This window comes from Methylobacterium sp. M6A4_1b (assembly GCF_053345175.1).
Genome location: NZ_JBKEZQ010000012.1, coordinates 64,566 through 85,026 on the forward strand (window position 1 = coordinate 64,566; position 20,461 = coordinate 85,026).

General features: G+C 72.3%; 21 protein-coding genes. 13 read left to right on the forward strand and 8 right to left on the reverse strand.

Features of this window, described 5'->3' with window-relative positions; all coding sequences use genetic code 11:
• Window positions 1-10 precede the first annotated feature (10 nt).
• The 5 genes from coaE to ACLBWX_RS13660 form a co-directional block, all read right to left on the reverse strand.
• A complete protein-coding gene (gene coaE / locus ACLBWX_RS13640) occupies window positions 11-625 on the reverse strand; it encodes a dephospho-CoA kinase (protein ID WP_447677592.1) in 615 nt (204 codons plus the stop codon).
• Complete coding sequence (locus ACLBWX_RS13645) at window positions 622-1,461, reverse strand: shikimate dehydrogenase (protein ID WP_447677593.1); 840 nt, start codon at window positions 1,459-1,461, stop codon at window positions 622-624. Before ACLBWX_RS13645 ends, coaE begins: the two co-directional genes overlap by 4 nt.
• On the reverse strand, window positions 1,458-2,456 hold the full coding sequence (locus tag ACLBWX_RS13650; protein WP_447677594.1) for a cation diffusion facilitator family transporter: 999 nt from the start codon (window positions 2,454-2,456) through the stop codon (window positions 1,458-1,460). The genes ACLBWX_RS13645 and ACLBWX_RS13650 overlap by 4 nt, the downstream gene beginning before the upstream one ends.
• A 126-nt stretch (window positions 2,457-2,582) precedes the next feature.
• Window positions 2,583-3,071 carry a protoporphyrinogen oxidase HemJ gene (gene hemJ, locus ACLBWX_RS13655; RefSeq protein ID WP_447677595.1) on the reverse strand — a complete coding sequence of 163 codons (489 nt, stop codon included), beginning with the start codon at window positions 3,069-3,071 and terminating at the stop codon, window positions 2,583-2,585.
• Entirely contained in the window at window positions 3,037-4,182 is a 1,146-nt protein-coding gene (locus ACLBWX_RS13660) for a uroporphyrinogen decarboxylase (RefSeq protein ID WP_447677596.1), read from the reverse strand. The genes hemJ and ACLBWX_RS13660 overlap by 35 nt, the downstream gene beginning before the upstream one ends.
• A gap of 566 nt (window positions 4,183-4,748) precedes the next feature.
• Here ACLBWX_RS13660 and ACLBWX_RS13665 point away from each other — a divergent pair.
• Genes ACLBWX_RS13665 through ACLBWX_RS13675 form a run of 3 tightly spaced genes read left to right on the forward strand, consistent with a single transcriptional unit; the run spans window position 4,749 to window position 6,595 of the window.
• Complete coding sequence (locus ACLBWX_RS13665; RefSeq protein WP_447677597.1) at window positions 4,749-5,579, forward strand: pyruvate, water dikinase regulatory protein; 831 nt, start codon at window positions 4,749-4,751, stop codon at window positions 5,577-5,579.
• Between the two features lie 17 nt (window positions 5,580-5,596).
• Window positions 5,597-6,214, forward strand: coding sequence for a Maf family protein (locus tag ACLBWX_RS13670; RefSeq protein WP_447677598.1), 618 nt, complete (start codon window positions 5,597-5,599; stop codon window positions 6,212-6,214).
• 30 nt (window positions 6,215-6,244) lie between these two features.
• Window positions 6,245-6,595, forward strand: a complete 351-nt coding sequence (locus tag ACLBWX_RS13675) for a lysozyme inhibitor LprI family protein (protein WP_447677599.1) — start codon at window positions 6,245-6,247, stop codon at window positions 6,593-6,595.
• Window positions 6,596-6,625: 30 nt separating this feature from the next.
• On the opposite strand, the gene ACLBWX_RS13680 is transcribed toward ACLBWX_RS13675, so the two are convergent.
• The 3 genes from ACLBWX_RS13680 to ACLBWX_RS13690 form a co-directional block, all read right to left on the reverse strand.
• Complete coding sequence (locus tag ACLBWX_RS13680) at window positions 6,626-7,330, reverse strand: uracil-DNA glycosylase (RefSeq protein ID WP_447677600.1); 705 nt, start codon at window positions 7,328-7,330, stop codon at window positions 6,626-6,628.
• A complete protein-coding gene (locus ACLBWX_RS13685) occupies window positions 7,330-8,802 on the reverse strand; it encodes a bifunctional metallophosphatase/5'-nucleotidase (RefSeq protein ID WP_447677667.1) in 1,473 nt (490 codons plus the stop codon). The genes ACLBWX_RS13680 and ACLBWX_RS13685 overlap by 1 nt, the downstream gene beginning before the upstream one ends.
• Window positions 8,803-9,054: 252 nt before the next feature.
• Window positions 9,055-10,008, reverse strand: coding sequence for a class I SAM-dependent methyltransferase (locus ACLBWX_RS13690; RefSeq protein ID WP_447677601.1), 954 nt, complete (start codon window positions 10,006-10,008; stop codon window positions 9,055-9,057).
• Between the two features lie 125 nt (window positions 10,009-10,133).
• Between ACLBWX_RS13690 and hemH the strand changes: the two genes are divergently transcribed.
• The 10 genes from hemH to ACLBWX_RS13740 all read left to right on the forward strand — a co-directional run bounded on the left by hemH (window position 10,134) and on the right by ACLBWX_RS13740 (window position 20,459).
• A complete protein-coding gene (hemH, locus tag ACLBWX_RS13695) occupies window positions 10,134-11,222 on the forward strand; it encodes a ferrochelatase (RefSeq protein WP_447677602.1) in 1,089 nt (362 codons plus the stop codon).
• 89 nt (window positions 11,223-11,311) lie between these two features.
• The gene (locus ACLBWX_RS13700) at window positions 11,312-12,508 is read left to right on the forward strand and encodes an ATP phosphoribosyltransferase regulatory subunit (RefSeq protein WP_447677603.1); all 1,197 of its coding nucleotides are present in this window, start codon (window positions 11,312-11,314) and stop codon (window positions 12,506-12,508) included.
• Window positions 12,501-13,481, forward strand: a complete 981-nt coding sequence (gene hisG, locus ACLBWX_RS13705; protein ID WP_447677604.1) for an ATP phosphoribosyltransferase — start codon at window positions 12,501-12,503, stop codon at window positions 13,479-13,481. The genes ACLBWX_RS13700 and hisG overlap by 8 nt, the downstream gene beginning before the upstream one ends.
• An 86-nt stretch (window positions 13,482-13,567) precedes the next feature.
• The gene (locus ACLBWX_RS13710; RefSeq protein ID WP_447677605.1) at window positions 13,568-13,999 is read left to right on the forward strand and encodes a hypothetical protein; all 432 of its coding nucleotides are present in this window, start codon (window positions 13,568-13,570) and stop codon (window positions 13,997-13,999) included.
• 171 nt (window positions 14,000-14,170) lie between these two features.
• Window positions 14,171-15,472: a 23S rRNA (adenine(2503)-C(2))-methyltransferase RlmN gene (rlmN, locus tag ACLBWX_RS13715; protein WP_447677606.1), complete on the forward strand. Its 1,302-nt coding sequence runs from the start codon at window positions 14,171-14,173 to the stop codon at window positions 15,470-15,472.
• A gap of 3 nt (window positions 15,473-15,475) precedes the next feature.
• Complete coding sequence (locus tag ACLBWX_RS13720) at window positions 15,476-15,988, forward strand: hypothetical protein (RefSeq protein WP_447677607.1); 513 nt, start codon at window positions 15,476-15,478, stop codon at window positions 15,986-15,988.
• 1 nt (window position 15,989) lies between these two features.
• Window positions 15,990-17,747 carry a gamma-glutamyltransferase gene (gene ggt / locus ACLBWX_RS13725; protein ID WP_447677608.1) on the forward strand — a complete coding sequence of 586 codons (1,758 nt, stop codon included), beginning with the start codon at window positions 15,990-15,992 and terminating at the stop codon, window positions 17,745-17,747.
• 100 nt (window positions 17,748-17,847) lie between these two features.
• Entirely contained in the window at window positions 17,848-18,645 is a 798-nt protein-coding gene (locus tag ACLBWX_RS13730) for a lysophospholipid acyltransferase family protein (RefSeq protein ID WP_447677609.1), read from the forward strand.
• Between the two features lie 124 nt (window positions 18,646-18,769).
• Window positions 18,770-19,216: a hypothetical protein gene (locus ACLBWX_RS13735; protein WP_447677610.1), complete on the forward strand. Its 447-nt coding sequence runs from the start codon at window positions 18,770-18,772 to the stop codon at window positions 19,214-19,216.
• Between the two features lie 160 nt (window positions 19,217-19,376).
• Window positions 19,377-20,459, forward strand: a complete 1,083-nt coding sequence (locus ACLBWX_RS13740; protein ID WP_447677611.1) for a DUF2125 domain-containing protein — start codon at window positions 19,377-19,379, stop codon at window positions 20,457-20,459.
• Window positions 20,460-20,461: the final 2 nt, after the last annotated feature.

The following is a 20,461-nucleotide window of genomic DNA, read 5'->3' on the forward strand; positions in this document are numbered from 1 at the left end:
TAGGACCGCGTCAAGGCGCAGCCGGCACCGGTCCCGCGGTGAGTTGCCGGATGATCGCCGCCACCTCGGCCTCGGCGTGGTCGAAGCCGAGGCCCGTGTCGAGGACGAAGTCGGCCCTCGCCCGCTTCTCGGCATCGGGCAGCTGCTTGGCGCGGATCGCCTCGAAGGTCGCCGCATCCATGCCGGGCCGGGCGAGCACCCGGGCGCGCTGCACGTCCGAGGGTGCCGTGACGACCAGCACCGCGTCGCAGCGCGCATCGGCCCCGGTCTCGAACAGGAGCGGGATGTCGAGGAGCACCAGGGGCGCGTCCGCGTGGCGCGCGAGGAAGTCACGGGCCGCGGCCTGGGCCAGGGGGTGGACCAGGGCCTCCAGGGCGGCGAGGCGGTCGGGCGCGCCGATCACGGCCTCCCGCAGGCGCGTCCGGTCGACGGCGCCGTCCGCGTCCAGGGTGCCGGGGAAAGCCGCGCCGATGGCTGCGGCGGCCGCGCCGCCGGCGCCGTAGAGGGCATGCACGGCCGCGTCCGCGTCGTGGACGGGCACCCCGTGGCGCGCGAACATCGCCGCCGTGGCCGACTTGCCCATGCCGATCGAACCGGTGAGCCCGAGGATGACGGGCCGGCTCACGCGGGCGCCAGGTCGGCGACGATGCGGGCACGCAGGGCCGACGTCACGCTCGGCGTCGTCCGGAACCAGCGCGCGAAGCCCGGCACCGCCTGATGCAGCAGCATGCCGAGGCCGTCGACGGCGGGCAGTCCCCGTGCCCGAGCCGCGGCGAGGAGGGGCGTCACCAGGGGTGCGTAGACGATGTCCGCCACCGCCGCGTCCTCGGGCAGGGGCAGGAGGTCGAGATCGAGGGGCGGGTGGCCGACTAGGCCGAGGGAGGTGGTGTTCACGAGGAGTCCCGTCCGCGCCATGGCGTCCGGCAGGTCGTGCCAGGCCACGGCCTCGACCCGGGCGGGATCGAGCGCCGCCAGGGCCTCGGCGCGGGCCAGCGTCCGGTTGGCGACCCAGATCCGGGAGAGGCCGCGCTCCAGCAGGCCGACGACGATGGCGCGGGCGGCTCCGCCGGCACCGAGCACCAGGGCGGTGCCGGCGCCGCGCTCGGTCCAGCCCAGGCCGAGGCTCTGGTCGAGATGGGCGATGAAGCCCGGCGCGTCGGTGTTGTCGCCGCAGAGGCGCTCGGACCCGTCGAAGAACAGGGTGTTGACCGCCCCGATTTTTTCCGCACGCGGTGTGAGCGACTCGACCAGCGCGAAGGCCGCCTCCTTGTGCGGGATGGTGACGTTGCCGCCCGCGAATCCCTTCTCGCGCAGGGACGCCAGGAAACCCGGAAAGGCCTCCGGCGCCACGTCGATCCGCTCGTAGCTGCCGTCGATGCCGTGCTCGCCGAGCCAGTGGCCGTGGATCAGGGGCGAGCGTGAATGCGCGATGGGATGGCCGACGACGAAGGCGCGAATCATACGGTGCAGTCTCCGGCGAGCGCGCAAGGAGGGCCGCCCGCCTCCTCGATCTGCAGGGTGGCGTGGCCGATGCCGAAGCGCGTTCTCAGCTCGGCGGCGGTGGCGATGAGGAAGCCGTTGCCCGGGTGTCCCTCCGCCATCACGAGATGGGCCGTCAGGGCGATCTCGGTGGTGCTCATCGGCCAGATGTGGAGGTCGTGCAGGTCCGAGACGCCGGCTCGGGCGCGCAGGTAGGCGCCCACCGCCGCCGGGTCGATGCCGGGGGGCACCGCCGAGAGGGACATCACCACGCTGTCGCGCAGCAGGCCCCAGGTCGCCCAGACGATGAGGCCAGCGATGACGAGGCTGACCAGCGGATCGATCCAGGCCGCCCCCGTCAGCACGATGATGAGGCCGGTCACCACCACGCCGGCCGAGACGGCGGCATCCGCCACCATGTGCAGGTAGGCGCCGCGGATGTTGATGTCGCTGCCCTTGCCGGACATGAAGAGCCAGGCGGTGGCGCCGTTGACGAGGATGCCGATGCCGGCCACCACCATCACGGTCAGGCCCGCCACCGGCTGCGGCTCGGGAGCGATCAGGCGGGCGACCGCCTCCCAGGCGATGGCGCCGGTCGCCACGAGCAGGAACACCGCGTTGAACAGGGCGGCGAGGATCGAGGAGCCGCGCAGGCCGTAGGTGAAGCGGGCGGTGGGCGCGCGCTTGACCAGAACCGAGGCGATCCAGGCGACGGCGAGCCCGAGCACGTCCGAGAGGTTGTGGCCGGCATCCGCCACCAGGGCCATGGACTCGCTGGCGAAACCGTAGATCGCCTCGATGATCACGAAGGCGATGTTCAGGCCGATGCCGATGGCGAAGGCCCGCCCGAAAGTGGCCGGCGCGTGGGAATGGCCGCCATGCGAATGCCCACCCCCGTGGCTGTGTCCGGCATGGGCAGGCGCATGCCCGTGATCCACGTGATCGTGGTCGTGATGATCGTGCGTGTGCTCAGCCATCGGTCCTGCCCTCAGTCCCGCTTCGGGCCCCGCCGGGTCGCCGGTTCACCCGCGCCCGGCCGGTCCTCCTTCCCGGGTTCACCGCATCCCGTCGTCCTGTGATCCCGGGATACGGGGCGACGGCCCTCACCCGAAACTCGGCTTCACGGCGGCCAGGATCACGATCAGGATCAGGAGGAGGGTCGGTACCTCGTTGAGGATGCGGTAGAACTTGTGGCCCCGGGTGTTCCGGTCGGCGGCGAAGTCCTTGACCATCCGGGCGAGCCAGCCGTGGATGCCGCTCATGGCGAGCACCAGGACGAACTTCGCCTGGAGCCAACCGGCGGCGTAGTAGCCGCTCATCCCGGCGAGGATCAGCCCGAAGATCCAGGTGGCGATCATCGCCGGGGTCATGATCGCCTTCAGCAGGCGTCGCTCCATGACCTTGAAGGTCTCGGACTGCGCCGCCGCGTGCGGCCCCGGCACCAGGGAGGCGTGATAGACGAACAGGCGCGGCAGGTAGAGCATCGCCGCCATCCAGGAGATGAGCGCGACGAGGTGCCCGGCCTTGAGCCAGGGATAGAGGCTGTCCACCGCCGCCTCAGCGCCGCAGGCGCGCGAGCATGCGCTCGACATGGGCGATCGGCGTCTGCGGGGTGATGCCGTGGCCGAGGTTGAAGATGTGCGGCAGGCCTTCGGTGGCCGCGAGCACCCCGTCCACCGCCGCGTCGAGGGCCGCCCCTCCCTCGATCAGCGTCTCGGGATGGACGTTGCCCTGGGTCACCGCCGTGGCGGGCACCCGGTCGCGCAGGGCCTTGAGGTCCACCGACCAGTCGACGCCGACCGCGTCGGCGGCGGTCTCGGGCACCACGCGGGCATGGCCGTCGAGGCCCGAACCGCGGGCGAACACGATGATCCTGGCCCCCGGCACCCGGGCGCGGACCCCGGCGATCATCCGGGCGATGGGCTGGAGCGACCAGCGGGTCAGGGCGTCGCGCTCCGCGGATTCGGGCAGCGCGCTCTCGGCGACCTCGTTGACGGCCTCCGCGCTGGCCTCGCCGGCGCCGCGCGCGTCGGGCAGCGCGCCGGCATGGGATTCGAAGATCTGCACCGCGTCGGCCCCGGCCTCGAGCTGGCGGACGAGGTACTCGGTCTGCACCGTGACGAGGCGGTCGATCAGCGCCTCCACCAGGGCGGTGTCGTGCCGGGCCAGCGCGCGGGCGGGGGCGAGGTCCGGCGTGCCGCGACCGCCGATCATGTAGCTCGCCACCGTCCAGGGCGCGCCGCAGAAGCCCAGCAGCGTGGTCTCGTGGGGGAGCTCGGCGCGCAGCCGCCGCACCGTCTCGAAGACGGGTTCGAGATGCGCGAAGATTGCCGGGTCACCGGCCTCGCGCAGGCGCTCGAACTCGGCCCGGCCGGCCATGGCGTCGAGCCGCGGCCCTTCGCCCTCCACGAAGCGGACGTTCTGGCCCAGCGCATCCGGGACCACCAGGATGTCGGAGAACAGGATCGAGGCCTCGAAGCCGAAGCGCCGGATCGGCTGCAGCGTGACCTCGGTGGCGAAGTCGGGATTGTAGCAGAGGTCGAGGAAGGAACCCGCCCGGGCCCGGACCTCGCGGTATTCCGGCAGGTAGCGCCCGGCCTGGCGCATCATCCAGGCGGGGGGGCGGGGCAGGGCCTCGCCCGCGAGAACCCGCAGGACCGCCCGATCCTCTGGAACGCGGTCCCCTGCAACTGCCTGGCTCATCCGATCTCCGACGTCCCGTTCCCTGAGGGCCGGTATGTAGCACCGAAGCGTCGGATGTCCTCCTCTCGAAAACCCTTCCCTCCGAAATCCCCTCTGCTCGGAACCCGCTGCTCTCGTCCGGGTCCCGGATGGGGGCTTCCGCACTCATCCCCACACCGGCTCTCTAAAAGGAAAGAGAGATTCTAGGACTCTGTTTTTTCTTTTAGAGGGGCGGATGACGGGAGCGAAAAACCGTCCACAGGGCGTCCCCGCGGCTGCGGCGTTAATCAGGCTTTAACGGATTGGGTCCAATGTCCCGGATAGGTGATGGCCTACAGTGCCTTGCCCCTGCCCGGCCGCCGGCGAGCGGGGCTCGGTCCCGGATTCTCCCAAAACCGCGCGGGAATCGCGCCGGTGTGATCGCGTGTTGACGCCGGAGTCGACAAGCCGGCTCGCTCAGCCGCTGGACCGTTCGGGCAAGCCGGCTTATCCACCCTTATCGACTCCCCTGACCGAGCCCGGTGGACAAGACCCTGCGGCGCGCCGTCATGGATCCTCTCCGCCGGGCCGGAGGAGACTGCCCTTCGATGAGCCGTAGCTATTTTCACCTGCACCTCGTCTCGGATTCCACCGGCGAGACGCTCATCAACGTGGGCCGCGCGGCCGCCGCCCAGTACGAGGGCGTCTCGGCGATCGAGCATGTCTATCCCCTGGTGCGCTCCGGCCCGCAGCTCGAGCGGGTGATCTCCGAGATCGAGGCCGCGCCGGGCCTCGTGCTCTACACCCTGGTCGGCCACGATCTCACCGAGCGCCTGGAGGCGGCCTGCCGCGAGACCGGCTCGCCCTGCCTCTCGGTGCTGCAGCCGGTGCACGCCCTGCTGCAATCCTATCTCGGGGCGGATTCGACGGCCCGCCCCGGCGCGCAGCACATGCTCAACGCCGAGTACTTCAAGCGCATCGACGCGATGAACTTCACGCTCCTGCACGACGACGGCAATCTGCCCCTCGACGTGAACGAGGCCGACGTGATCCTCATCGGCGTCAGCCGGACCTCGAAGACCCCGACGGCGATCTACCTCGCCAATCGCGGCCTGAAGACCGCGAACTTCCCCCTGGTGCCGGGCATGCCCCTGCCCGAGAGCCTGGAGACGGCGCGCAAACCGCTCCTGGTCGGGCTCCTCGCCAGCCCGGAGCGCATCGTCCAGATCCGCCAGAACCGACTCCTCAGTTTGAAGGCCGACGATTCCTCCCTCTATGTCGACCGCAGCGCGGTGGCCGACGAGATTGCCGCCTGCCGGCGGCTCTGTGCCAAGCACCGCTGGCCGACCATCGACGTGACCCGGCGCTCGATCGAGGAGACGGCCGCCGCCATCCTCGACCTGCACCGCGAGCACCGCCTGAAATTCATCGCCTCGTGAGCGTCCCGAGCCACCCGATGCCCGCCTCGCTTTGGCGCGCGAGCCTGCCGCTCCTGCTCGCCTCCACCAGCGCCACTCGGCGCGCGCTTCTCGCGAGCGCGGGCCTGGCCGTCGACACCGAGAGCCCGGGCGTCGACGAGCGGGCGGTCGAGGCGGACTGCGCCGGTCTCCCGCCCGAGGCCCTGGCCCGCCGGCTGGCCGAGGCCAAGGCGTCGGCCGTGGCCGCCCGCCGGCCCGCGCGCGTGGTCGTCGGGGCGGATCAGGTCCTCGAATGCGACGGCGCCCTGTTCCACAAGCCGGCGGACCCCGCCGCCGCCCGCGCGCAGATCGGCGCCCTCGCGGGCCGGACCCACGCGTTGCGCTCGGCGGTGGCCCTGGCCGTCGACGGGGCCGTGGTCGAGACCTTCGTCGAGACCGCGCAGCTGACCATGCGGCCCCTCGATGCCGCGGCGATCGCCGCCTATGTCGATCTCGCCGGACCCGAGCGGGTTTGCTCCAGCGTCGGCGGCTACCAGCTCGAGGGCCTCGGCATCCACCTGTTCGCGGCGGTCGCGGGCGACCATTCCACCATCCTCGGCCTGCCGCTGCTGCCGCTCCTGGCGCGTCTGCGGGCGCGAGGCTGGCTCGGCATCTGACGTTTCTCCCGCCCTCGCGAGGCCTGCTCCATGGTGACGTTTCTCCGCCCGCTGCTCGGTGTCCTGCTCCCCGTCCTCGCGGCCGGCTCGGCGGAGGCGGCGAGCTTTTCCTGCGAGAAGGCGGAGACCCCCGACGAGAAGGCGATCTGCGCCCACCTGCCCCTGAACGACCTCGACGTGGAGATGGCGACCCGTTTCGAGATCCTGCGGGCGATGCTGCCGATGGGCGGCAACGCCAAGCTGCGCGAGGACCAGGAGGCCTGGCTCACCGAGCGCCGCGCCTGCGGCGCCGACGTCGCCTGCCTCAGGCAATCCTACGAGGACCGGCTGAAGGTCCTGCGGGCGGTGTTCTCGGAATTCGCCAAGCAGGGTCCGCTCTGAGGCCGGGGTCCGGGCCGGAGATTCCCGGTCTCAGCCGAGCTGCCAGTCGATCGGGGCGACGCCGTGGGCGGACAGCCAGGCATTGGCGGCGTCGAAGGGGCGCGAGCCGGGAAAATCCCGCGCGCGGTTGAGCGGCGAGGGATGGCCGCATTCCACGATGCCGTGGCGCCCGGAATCCACCAGGACGGCGCGGGCGCGCGCCTGGGCGCCCCAAAGCAGGAACACCGCCGGCTGCGGACGGGCCGAGACCGCGGCCACCGCCTGGTCGGTCAGGGCCGACCAGCCGTAACGCAGGTGCGCCCCGGCCTTGCCGGCCTCCACCGTGAGGGCGGCGTTGAGGAGGAGCACGCCCTGCCGCGCCCAGGGCGTGAGATCGCCCGTCCGGGGTCTGACCGGCGGCGCGCCCGGTTCGGCGAGCTCGGCCAGGATCACCTTGAGCGAGGCCGGGAGCCGCCGCGGACCCACATACGAGAAGGCGAGGCCGTTGGCGTCGCCCGGCGTCGGATAGGGGTCCTGGCCGAGGATGACGACCTTCACCCGCTCGAGGGGCGTGAGCGCGAGGGCGTTGAAGATGTTCTCCGGGGGCGGCAGCACGGTGGCGCCGGCCGCGATGCGGGCATCGACCCGGGCGGCCACCGCCTCGGCGGCGCCGTCTTCGAAGAACGGCAGGGCGAGCCAGGACGCGCCGGAGCTCCGGAAGCGGGCGAGGGCGTCGGCGACGGGCGTCTCGGGCATCAGCGGACCAGGATGCGGCCCTCGGCGGGGGCGGGGAGCGGGGCGTTGGCACGGATATAGGCCATCACCGCGTTGGCCACGAGCTGGCCGTCGGTCCGGCCGATCAGGGTCCGGCCGCGAGCGAGGTCGCCGTAGCCGTTGCCCCCGTCGTACAGGAAGTTGTTCGACGCGACCGTATAGCTCGCATCGGGATCGACCGGCACGCCGTCCGCGCTCAGCGACAGGATGCGCTTGCCCACCGGCGCGGCGGGATCGAGGGTCACCACGAGCCCGGAGACCTGGGGGAAGCGCCCCGCCGGGCGCCCCCAGTCGGCGAGCGCCCCTTCGAGGAGGGCGCGGATGCGTGCGCCCGTCAGCGACACCAGCACGATGGTGTTGCCGAAGGGCAGCTCGGTGAGGATGTCGCGACGGGTCAGGGTCGTGCCCGCCGGATAGAGCCGGTTGCCCCGGATGCCGCCGCCGTTGGTGATCGCCACCTGCGCCCCGGTGCCGGCCCGCATGGCGTCCGCCACGAGGCTGCCGAAGCTCGCCTCGCGGACGCGCACCGCGGCGATGCGGCTGTCGAGGGGGGCGCGGGTCACGCCCACCGGCACGTCGAGTTCCCGCGACAGCTCGCCCTGCAGGCGCTGCACCACCGCCAGCGTCTCGGGGTCGGGGGTGACCTGGGCGGAGTCGTGGATGCGGAAGCTCGGGCGCCACGCCACCCGGCGGTCCCGCCCCGTCCCGGTCACCGTCGCGGTGACGTCGATGGCGGTGACGTAATGGGCGTCGAAGCTCGATTCGGCCATCACGGTCTGGCCGTCGTAGCGCACCACGAGATCGTGGTCGTGGCCCGAGAGCAGGATGTCGACGAGGCGGGCGGCCACGATGGCGTCGTCCGTGGCCCGGGCCGTGTGGCAGACCCCCACCACGAGGTCGACGCCCTCCTCCCGCAGGACCTGGACCTCGCGGGCCAGGGTCTCGATCTCGGGGGAAAAGCGCAGGTCGCCCGCCTGCGACTTCTCCGGCGTGGTCGCCAGGGCGATTCCCACCACGCCGACCCGGAGGCCCCCGAGGGTCACCACCATTCGGTCGCGCAGGCCCTTCAGCGGGCGGCCCGCCCCGTCGCGCAGGTTGGCCGCCAGGACCGGGAAGCTCGCCTCGCCCATGCGCTGGGCGAAGGTCGCCGGGCCGAAATCGAACTCGTGGTTGCCCGGCACGAACACGTCGGGCGGCGCGCGGTTGAGGAGTTCGACGACGTGGGCGCCGCGGTCGAAGCCCGACAGCAGCGAGGGCGAGAGGGTGTCGCCCGCATGGGCGTAGAGCATCGGCACGCCCCGGGCGCGCTCGGCCTTCACGATGGCGGCGAGGCGCGCGAAGCCGCCCCGGCCGTCGACCTCGTCCATCTGGTAGAGGTCGTTGACGAGGAGGAGCGTGAAGGTCGGGTCCGGCGCCGTCGCGGGCGCCGCCTCGGCCGGGCTGCCCAGACCGATGGCGAGACCCGCCCCGAGGGCGAGGGTCTGGCGCCGGTTCGGTACCGGTCCGGCAGGATTCGTCGTGCGAGGGTTCGGTGAGGGAAGGTTCGTCGGGGGAGGGTTCGTCACGGCGGCGTCTCAGGCGTCGGGCGGGCGGCCGGATGCCGCCGCCTGATCCCCGTGTTCTAGGACGCCGTTCGCGAAGGGCCTACGACGGCCGGCCGCAACCGCGCGAGGGTCCGGCCCCCGTGTCAGGGTTCCGCGGCCGCTTCAGCGCGACACGAAGGTATCGCGCACCGCCTTGGCGTTGCGGCGGACCATCGGCCAGAGCCAGGCGCCGGAGGCCAGGAAGACGGCGGGCGGCATCGGCTTCAGCTCCACGGCCAGGCGCTCGGCGAGCCCGGGATTGGCCAGGGTCACGGGCGGGGCGTCGGTCTTGGCGTAGACCACCGCGGTGTTCTCGCGCGGATAGTCCGGATGCGGCACGAGGCCCGCCCGGCGGGCGGTGAGGTCGAAGGTCTCGCGCACGAAGCCGTGGACATGGGCGAAGTGGAAGCGCTCGTGCGCGGGCTTGCCGGTGGTGGCCATGTCGGGCACGGCGGCGAAGAGCACGCCGTCCGGCTTCAGCCAGCGTGACAGGCGCTCCATCACGTCGGCCGGATCGCGCAGGTGCTCCAGCACGTGCCGGGTGGTGATGACGTCGAAATGCGCCTCGGGGAAGCGCTCGTCGCCGGCATCGTCCAGCACCTCGACGCCGTGATGGGTGCGGGCGTAGGCCGCGTAGTCCCGCCCCGGCTCGATGCCGATCGCCTCGCAGCCCTTCGCGCGGACCTCGGCCAGGAACTCGCCCGAGCCGGAGCCGAAATCGAGCACCCGGGCGCCGGGCTTCAGCTTGGGCGCCAGGAGACCGGTGCGGAAGGCGGCCTCGCGGGCCGAGCGCTTGAGATGGACCCGCGGCGGTCCGCCCGCGAAGGCGAGCTGGTAGTCGGCCCGGTAGGCGGTGGCGTAGTACGCCGCGAGCTCGGCCGGTGTCGGCATCGGATCGGTGCGGATCAGGCCGCACTGGCGGCAGGCGATGGAGCGCAGGGTCTTCAGCCGGCGGTCGCTCTCGGCCACCACCACGGACTCCGCCGAGCCGCAGAGATTGCAGGCGGTCGGCCCCCCCGTATAGGGATAACCCGTGAAGGGCATGAAGTGGTTGAGGAAGTACCGGGGAGACGGCATGTCGCGCCTTCATCCATCGTGTGATCGCTGGAAGGCTCCGTGCTCTAGATAGATATCCCCCACGACACAACCTTTGTGAACCCGCCGCTCTCAAGCGCTCACCCCCAGAGCGATACGGAAACCCGATGAACGAACGCGTCGCACCGCCGCTCCCGCAGGACGGCCTGTCGCTCCCGACCCAGGCGGGCCTTCCGCAGGGCGCGCCCCTGCCGTCCGAGCATCCGCCGGTGCGCTGGGGCCGGGTCGGCGTCCTCCTGATGAATCTCGGGACGCCGGAAGGCACGAGCTACTGGCCGATGCGCCGCTACCTCAAGGAGTTCCTCTCGGACCGCCGGGTGATCGAGGTCCCGCGCCTGATCTGGTGGCCGCTCCTCAACCTCATCATCCTGACCAAGCGGCCGGGGCCGAAGGGCCGCGACTATGCGAGCGTGTGGAACAACGAGCGCGACGAGGGCCCCCTGAAGACCATCACCCGCGGACAGGCCGAGCGCCTGCAGGCGGCCATGGGTGATTCGGTCGTGGTCGATTGGGCCATGCGCTACGGCAAGCCGGAGGTCTCCGTGCGGATCCAGGCCCTGCTCGACCAGGGCTGCGACCGCATCCTCCTGGTGCCGCTCTACCCGCAATACGCCGCCGCAACCTCGGCCACCGCCTGCGACCAGGCCTTCAAAGCCCTGATGCAGATGCGCTGGCAGCCGACGGTGCGCGTCTCGCCGCCCTATCACGACGACCCGGTCTACATCGAGGCGATGGCGACCTCGATCCGCGAGGGCCTGGCCAAGCTCGATTTCGAGCCCGAGGTGATCCTGACCTCGTTCCACGGGGTGCCCAAGAGCTACCTCCTCAAGGGCGACCCCTATCATTGCCAGTGCGTGAAGACCGGGCGCCTGATCCGCGAGGCGCTGGGCTTCTCGACCGAGAGGATGCGCACCACCTTCCAGTCGCGCTTCGGCAACGAGGAATGGCTGCGGCCCTACACCGACGAGACCGTGCAGAATCTCGCCAAGAGCGGCGTCAAGCGCATGGCGATCGTGGCGCCCGGCTTCACCGCCGACTGCCTCGAGACCCTGGAGGAGCTCGACGGCGAGAACCGCCACTACTTCGAGGACAACGGCGGCGAGCAGTTCGCCTACATTCCCTGCCTGAACGACAGCGACCTCGGCATGACGGTGATCGAGACCGTGGTCCGGCGCGAATTGCAGGGCTGGGTCTAGGCGCCCCGGCCGGAGGCCGTCGCCGAAAGCCATCGCCAAGCGCAGGCCCGGTTGCTACTAGAGCCCGCGACGAGGCGGCAGGCGAGACGATGACGAGACCGGAGGCAGGCGGGGGCACCGCGGGGGAACGATCGCAGGACCACCTGCGCCTGCTCGCGCATTTCCAGGAGGCCGGCTACGGCGCGGTGACGCCGCCGGTGCTGCAGCCCGTGGAGCCGTTCCTGGAACTGTCCGGCGAGGACATCCGCCGGCGCATCTTCGTGACCCAGGACGCCTCGGGCAGCGAACTCTGCCTGCGGCCGGAATTCACGATTCCGGTCTGTCGCCACCACCTCGCGCACGCCCCGAAATTCTCGGCGCCCTCGCCGTCCGCCCCGCAGGGCGCCGATTACAGCTATCTCGGGCCGGTCTTCCGGCTGGCCGGCGACGAGCCGGACGAGTTTCTCCAGGCCGGCATCGAGTCGGTCGGGCGCACCGACACCCCGGCCGCCGATGCCGAGGTGATCGGCCTCGCCCTGGAGGGCCTCGCCCTGCTCGGGCGCCGCGACGTCGCCGTCCGCCTCGGCGACATGGGCCTCGTCGACGCCCTGCTCGACGCCCTCGGCGTGCCTCCCACCGCCAAGCGCCGCACCCTGCGGGCGCTGGCCGCCGGCCGCTCCCTCGACGCGGTCACCAACGGCCTGCGCACCGAAGCCCCGCATGCGGGGCTCCTCGCGGCGATCCAGGGCCAGGATCCCGGCGGCGTGCGCGCCTTCGTGGAGGACGTGCTGTCGATCGCCGGCATCTCGCGGGTCGGCGGCCGCAGCGCCGGCGAGATCGCCGAGCGCTTCCTCGCCAAGGCCGCCGCGCAGGCGAGCGGCGGCTCCGGCCTCAACCCCGAGAACCGCGCCATCGTCGACCGCTACCGCGCCATCGAGGGCGATCCCGACAGCGCCGCCGCCGCGGTGCGGGCCCTGGTGCAGGAGGCCGGCCTCGACCACCCGCCCCTCGACGCGGCCCTCGACCTGTTCGAGGAGCGCACCGGCTTCATGGCCGCCCGGGGCCTCGCCGTGGAGCGCTTCCGCTTCTCCGGCGGCTTCGCCCGCAACCTCGATTACTACACCGGCTTCATCTTCGAGGGCACGGCGCCGGGTGCGCCGAAGCTGCCCCTGGTGGGCGGCGGCCGCTACGACGGCCTGCTCCAGCATCTCGGAAGCCCCGTGCCCGTGCCCGCCGTCGGCTGCGCCGTCTGGCTCTCGCGGGTCGCCGCGAACGCTCCCAGCGAGAAGGACGCGACCGTTGGCTGAACCGGATTCCCTCGTCCTCGCCGTTCCGTCCAAGGGTCGGCTGCAGGAGAACGCCGCCGCCTTCTTCGCCCGGGCCGGCCTCAAGCTCGCCCAGAACACCGGCGCCCGCGACTATCGCGGAAAACTCGTCGGCGTGCCCGGCGTCGAGGTGCGCTACCTCTCGGCCTCCGAGATCGCGGCGCAGCTCGCCAGCGGCACGGCCCATCTCGGCATCACCGGCGAGGACCTGATCCGCGAATCGCTGCCCGACGCCCGCGGCCAGGTCGAGCTCCTGACGCCGCTCGGTTTCGGCCAGGCCACCGTGGTGGTGGCCGTGCCCCAGGCCTGGATCGACGTCCGCGCCATGAGCGACCTCGACGAGGTCGCCGCCGAGATGCGGGTCCGCCACGGCAAGCGCCTGCGCATCGCCACGAAGTACATCAATCTGACCCGCCGGTTCTTCGCCGAGCACGGGGTCGCGGATTACCGCATCGTCGAGAGCCTGGGCGCCACCGAGGGCGCGCCGGCCGCGGGCTCGGCCGAGATCATCGTCGACATCACCACCACGGGGGCGACGCTCGCCGCCAACGCCCTGAAGATCCTGGAGGACGGGATCATCCTGCGCTCGGAGGCGAACCTCGTCGCCTCCCTGAACGCGCCCTGGGGCGAGCCCCAGCGCCGGGCGCTCCGCGCCGTCCTCTGCCGCATCCAGGCGGAGGAGCGCGCCCGCACCACCCGCGAGGTCCGGGCCGCCATGCCGGATGACGGCGACATCGACCTGGCCGGCATCGCCGCCCTGCACGATGCCGCCCTGCCCTACGGCGCGCCCGAGGGCCGCGGCGAGATGGTGCTGCACTGCCCGGTCGACGCGGTGTTCGATCTGGCCGACGCCCTGGTCAAGGCCGGGGCGGGCGCCGTGAGCGTGCGCAAGGTCGACTATGCCTTCACGCCGGACAATCCGCTGATGGACCGGCTACTGAGCCGGCTCGGCTGAGGCCGGGCGTTTGACGCCGGACGCCCGGGGCCTATCTCAGCGCGCAAGCGGAGCGTGAAGCCTCCGCGCCTGAGGAAACCCCCCGCATGTCCGCTCGTCCCCCCCTGGCCGCAGGCCTCGTTGCCTGCCTTTCCGCCTGTCTCGCGCTGCCGCCGGCCGCGCAGGCCCAGATCCGCAACGCGCCCTCGCCGCGGGCGCTCGAATTCGCCGCCTACATCTTCGCCGCCGCCAATGTCTGCGGCTACCGCATCGGCACGGACGCGTTCGACGCGCTCCTCGAGAAGCAGAACGTGCGCGCCGCCGACGTCAGCCCGCGCGGGCCGTTCGGCGGCCGGGTGCAGACCATGTTCGCCCTGATGTCGAACCAGATGCAGCTCAACCGCGAGAAGGCCTGCATCGCGGTGGCCGGGGAATACGGTCCGGAGGGCAGCATCAGCAAGAACGTCCTCCTGCCCGCGCCGCCCGCCGAAGATCCCGCTGCCGGCGCCCCGCCGAGCGAGGCCAAACCGGCGCAGTAGGCGACCGCCGGCGGGGCGGTCCCCGCCGTCCGGTCATCGGGCGATCCGGGTGGAAGCCCGAAGCGGCGGCGCCGGATCGCCGGAATCCGGCGCCGCCCCGTCCCGCATTCGCGTTTTGGACCCGAATCCCCTATATCGGACCCATTCCAAGTCCGAAGGTTCATCCAGATCATGGCGACGGCGTCGTTCGACACCGCCCGGCGCGACGCGAGCGCCGTTCCCGCAATCGAGAAACTGCCCGAGTTCGAGCCCCCGGCCGGGACCCAGGCGCTGCCGGCCGGGCGCTCGTCCCTGGTGGGGCTCACCCGCGAGCAGCTGAAGGCCCGGCTCGGCGCCATCGGCGTCTCCGAGCGCGAGCAGCGCATGCGCTCGGGCCAGGTCTGGCACTGGCTCAACGTGCGCGGCGCCAAGGCCTTCGACGAGATGACCAATGTCGGCAAGGGCCTGAAGGCTCAGCTCGCCGACGCCTACACCCTCGACCGGCCCGAGGTGATCACCGAGCAGGTGTCCCGCGACGGCACCCGCAAGTGGCTGATGCGCATGGCCCCCACGGGCAAGCACGACCACAACCGCGGCGCCGAGATCGAGTGCGTCTACATTCCGGGGCGCGGGCGCGGCACCCTCTGCGTCTCGAGCCAGGTCGGCTGCACCCTCACCTGCTCGTTCTGCCACACCGGCACCCAGCGCCTCGTGCGCAACCTGACGGCCGCCGAGATCACGGCCCAGCTCGTCGTCGCCCGCGACCACCTCAACGACTGGGCCGGCCAGAACCCAACCGCCCCCGGCGAGGACGAGACCCGGCGCAAGGTCACCAACATCGTCTTCATGGGCATGGGCGAGCCCCTGTACAACCTCGACAACGTCGTCGACGCCGTCGGGGTCATGGCCGACCAGGAGGGCCTCGGCCTCTCGCGCCGACGCATCACCGTCTCGACCTCCGGCGTGGTGCCGCAGATGCAGCGCCTCGGCGACGAGGCCCATGCCATGCTGGCGATCTCGCTCCACGCGGTGCGCGACGACCTGCGCGACACGCTGGTGCCCCTGAACCGCAAGTATCCGCTCGCCGAACTGCTGGCCGCCTGCCGGGCCTATCCGGGTCTGAACAACGCCCGTCGCATCACCTTCGAGTACGTGATGCTCAAGGACATCAACGACACCGACGCCGACGCCCGCGAGCTGGTGGGCCTGCTCAAGGGAATCCCGGCCAAGATCAACCTGATCCCGTTCAATCCCTGGCCGGGCAGCGCCTACGAGTGCTCGGACTGGGAACGCATCGAGCGCTTCTCGGAAATCGTCTACGAAGCCGGCTACGCGTCGCCGGTCCGGACGCCGCGCGGCCGGGACATCCTGGCCGCCTGCGGCCAGCTCAAGAGCGAGACCGAGAAGCTGCGCGCCCGCGCCCGGATGATGCTGGAGGACGGCATCGGTGCCGAGGGCGTCTATGCGGGCGCCGACGACGGCGACGAAGACTGACGGGTGCGTCTCCTCGGCGACCTGTTCATCGCGAGCCTCGCCCTGGTCCTGGCGATCCCCTGCGGGGCGGCCGTCCTGGCGCTCGGCGCGATGCTCGACCCGGCCACCAGCGAGACCCTGTCCCGCCTCGGCCTCGTCGGGCTGTTCTCCGGGCTGACGGACCTCGCTTCCGGGATCGGTCCCGAGACCCTGCTGTTCGCGCTCGCCGCCATCGCCCGCGCGCTGTTCGTGCTCCTGGTGGTGCCGCCTGTCCTGGTGGCTGTCCTCGGCGCCGTCCTGAACTGGCGCGCCGCCACCTGGTACGGTGCCGGGACCGGCCTCCTCACCGCCGCCGTGCCCTGGCTCGCCCGCGGCCTGTCGCGCACCGGGGCGAGCGCCGAGGCCCTGGCCCTGGAAGGGCGCATCACCGCGGTGCTGTTCCTGACCGGCGCGGCCTCGGGCCTCGTCTACTGGTTGATCGCCGGGCGTCATCACGGCGCATCCGCCCTCCCGCCCCGTGGCAACGGACGCGCCTGACATGCGGCTGACCCCCTCGCGCATCGCCCTCGCCCTGGTCCTGGCCGCCACGGGGCCGGCGCTCGCGCAAGGGACCGCCGGCCCGGCGCCGGGCTCGCCCGAGCCGCCGCCGATCCAGTCCGACGATGCCCGCCTGCTGCCGGTGCTCGGCGCCCATGGCATGGTCGCCTCGCAGGAGGCGCGCGCCACACGGGTCGGCGTCGCGATCCTGCGGGCCGGCGGCAACGCCATCGACGCCGCCGTGGCGGTGGGCTTTGCCCTCGCCGTGACCCTGCCGCGGGCCGGCAACCTCGGCGGTGGCGGCTTCATGATGATCCACCGGGCGGCCGGCGACGAGACGATCGCCCTCGATTACCGCGAGACCGCCCCGGCCGCCGCCCGCTCCGACATGTTCCTCGACCCCAGGGGCGAACCCGACCGCGCCGCCTCGACCCGGACCGGCAAGGCGGTCGGCGTGCCCGGCACCGTGCGGGGCCTGGCCGAGGCGCATCGTCTCTACGGCTCGGGCCGCTTCACCCTGGCCGACCTGATCGCCCCGGCCGAGACGCTGGCCCGCGCGGGCATCCCCGTGGAGGCGGGCCTCGCCGATTCGCTGCCCCGGGCCGCCGGCCTGCTCGGCCGCTGGCCATCCTCGCGAAAGATCTTCTTTGCCGGCGACAGGCCCCTGCAGCGCGGCGAACGGCTGATCCAGACGGATCTCGCCGACACGCTGGCGGCCATCGCCAAATCCGGTCCCGACGCCTTCCACACGGGCGCCATCGCCGAGCGCATCGCCGCTGCCGTGCGCGCCGCGGGCGGGGTGATGACGGCCGAGGACCTGGCCGCCTATCGCCCGGTGCTCCGCGAGCCCGTGCGCGGCACCTACCGGGGCTATGCCGTCGCTTCGATGCCGCCGCCGAGCTCCGGCGGCATCCATCTCATCGAGATCCTGAACGTGCTGGAAGGCTTCGACCTCGCCCGCATGGGCTCGGGGAGCGCCGACGCCGTCCACATCCTGGCCGAGGCGATGAAGCCGGCCTATGCCGACCGCGCGACCTGGCTGGGCGACCCCGCCCGCACGCAGGTGCCGGTGGAGGGCCTGATCGCCAAGTCCTACGCGGCCGCCGTGCGGGCCGGCATCGACCCCGCCCGCGCCCGGCCCGCCGCCGAGGTCAAGGCCGGCGATCCCCTCCCCTACGAGTCCGACCAGACCACACATTTCTCGGTGGTCGATGCGCAGGGCAACGCGGTCTCGAACACCACGACCCTGAACTTCTCCTACGGGCTCGGCCTCGTGGCGGAGGGCACGGGCGTGCTCCTGAACAACGAGATGGACGATTTCTCGGCCAAGCCCGGCGCCCTCAACGCCTACGGCCTCGTCGGCAGCGTCGCCAACGCGGTCTCGCCCGGCGCCCGGCCGCTCTCCTCGATGACCCCCGCCTTCGTCTTTCGCGACGGACGGCTCGTCCTGGTGACGGGCAGCCCCGGTGGCAGCCGCATCATCTCGACGGTGCTGCAGGTCATCGTCAACGTGCTCGATTTCCGCATGAACCTCGCCGAGGCCGTGGCCGCGCCCCGCATCCACCACCAGTGGCAGCCGGACGTGCTGATGGCCGAGGAAGGCCTTTCCCCCGACACCCTGGCCCTGCTGCGGGCCCGCGGCCACCGCATCAAGGTCGGGACGACCTCCGGCTCGGCCAACTCCGTGCAGGTCGGCGACGGGCTCCTCGCGGGCGCCGCCGATCCGCGCCAGCGCGGCACCCTCGCCGAGGGCGACTGACGGTCCGGATAATCCCGGGCTCGGATGGCCTGGGACGGGATCGCACGCTACACGGGAGCTGGGCCGCGCCCTGTTCCGGGCTGTCTCATCCAGGTTCCCGATGCTCCTCGTCCGTTCGCTCGCGTTCAATCTCGCTTTCTATGCCGCGACCACCCTCATCGCGATCGGCGGACTGCCGACCCTCGTCTCCCGGCGGGGCGTGATCCGGCTGGCACAGTTCTGGGGACGCGTGACCCTGTGGCTGCTGCGGGTGGTGGGCGGCATCACGGTGGAGTTCCGGGGCGTGGCGACCATCCCGCCCGGCCCCCTCCTCGTGGCGGCCAAGCATCAATCGGCCCTGGAGACCCTGGCCCTCGTCACGGCCTTTCCCGACTTCGCCTACATCCTCAAGCGCGAGCTGCTCTGGATTCCCCTGATCGGGTGGTTCCTCTCGCGCTCCGGCATGGTCGCCATCGACCGCAGCAAGGGCGCCCGGGCGATGGCCGCCATGAACGAGGCCGCGGCCCAGGCCATCCGGGACGGGCGCCAGCTCATCATCTTCCCCGAGGGCACCCGCCGCCCGCCCGGTGCGGCGCCCGCCTACAAGCTCGGCATCACCCATTTGTACGCGGCCCTCGGCGTGCCCTGCCTGCCGGTCGCCCTCAACACGGGCCTGCACTGGCCCCGCCGCAGCCTCGTGCGCCGGCCCGGCACCTCGGTGATCGAGTTCCTGGCGCCGATCCCGCCGGGCCTCGACCGGACCCGTTTCCTCGAGGTGGTCCAGGGGCGGATCGAGACCGCCTCGGACGCGCTGCTGGCCGCCGGCCGGAGCGAGCTCGCGGCGGCGGGGCACGCCGTCCCCGAGGCCGCTCCGGCGTCCCGGACCAAGGCCGCGCGGAACGGATCGCCCGTCGCCTGACGGGGCCGCCGGGGTCGGTTCGACCCTGTGCACGACTTGTGGATAACTCCCGTCGTCCCCATCTGATTGGAGGCTGGGGCGTCGTCCTTGACGCCAACGAAACGTTAAGATTAATGTGGAACAAATGGCGAACAAGAGAGCCCTGTCCTGGTCGGCCGCACTCCGCGACCTGAAGGACGATCGAGCACGGAGACAGGAAGTGCGCGAGGAACGTCTGAGGACGACGGCCGGCCTGCGCGGGACCCCCGCCCTGGTGCTCAGCGCCTGGCGCGGCCGGTCCGGCCGCCGCTACGTGGTCGGCATCCATGAGCTGGCCGAGCCCGAGCTCGACGACATGGGCGAGGCCGTCGTGATGGCCGTGCGCCGCGACGCGGCGGGCGTCGGCGAGCTGGTCTCGGTGGCCTCCGCCGGGCAGAGCCCGCGCGAGCGCCTGCACCGGAACTGGATCGCCCGTGCCCGGCACAAGGGCGCGACCGAGATGCACGTCCACCGGCTCGCCGAGGACGAGGCCGAGCGCGAGGCCATCGTGGCCGATCTCGGCAGCGAGCAGAACGCCGACGCCGCGAACTGATCGCGGCATCGCGCCCGTTCGGGCCGCGACGCCTGCGTTTTGCGGCGTGACGGCGGCGCCCGCCATGCTTTCGCCGCCGAGACCCTGCCAAGCCTTGCATCCGGGCTGCCCCGACGCGGGCCGCAGGCCCGTGACGCGAGCGCAGGATACAGAAGACGCGATGGCGCAGAGCCCGACTCCGATCCGTTCCCCCTCGCGCAAGGGGCTGTTCCTCCCCTACATCCTCCTCGCCATCCTCGTGATCGCCTGGTCGCTCGGCTGGTTCTACATCCGCCACCGCGCCGCGTCCGAGATGGATGGCTGGGTCGCCCAGGAAGCGGCCGCGGGCCGGACCTGGACCTGCGCCGACCGCAGCATCACCGGCTACCCGTTCCGGCTCGAGCTGCGCTGCGCCTCCCTCGCCTTCGGCCGCTCCGACAGCCGCTTCACCCTCGGGCCCGTGACGGCGGTGACCCAGGTCTACCAGCCGCGCCAGGGCATCCTCGAGGTCGGCGGACCGTTCCACGTCGAGCAGGGCGACCTGACGGCGGATGCGAACTGGACCTCCCTGGAGGGCAGCTTTCACGGCGCCACCGACGGCTTCGTGCGGGCCTCCGTGGTGGCCAACGGCGCCAAGGGCGTCGTGCGCGGCGCCGGTCCCGAGCCCATCGACTTCGATACCCAGCACCTCGAGCTTCACGCCCGCCCGACCCCCGGCCGCTTCGCGTCGGAGGGGGCCATCGACACCAGCCTCCGGGTGAACCGGATCCGCCTGCCCCTGGTCGATGCGGCCCTCGGCAATGCCGACCCGGCCGACCTCGCCCTCGACGCCACCGTGAGCCGGGCCACCGCCCTCGGCACCGGCACCGTGGCCAGGGAAATGGAGGATTGGCGCCAGGCCGGCGGCGGCCTCGACATCGCGCTCCTGTCCCTGGCCAAGGGCGAGCGCCGGATCCAGGCCAAGGGCCGTCTCGACCTCGACGCGGCGCACCGGCTCCAGGGCCAGCTCGACCTGCGGGCGGCCGGCGTCGAGGCCCTCGTCGGTCAGGTCATGGGCCAGCGCTTCGGCGCGGAGAAGGGGGCGCTGATCGGAAGCCTCGTCGGCCAGCTCCTCGGCCGCCGCAGCCAGGCGAATGCCGAGGCCGGCGTCGCGGCTCCGGCCGAGGACGCCCTCAAGCCCCTGCCGCCCCTGCGGCTTGCCGAGGGCCGCCTGATGCTCGGGCCGTTCCCGATCCCCAACGTGCAGCTGCCGCCGCTCTACTGAGC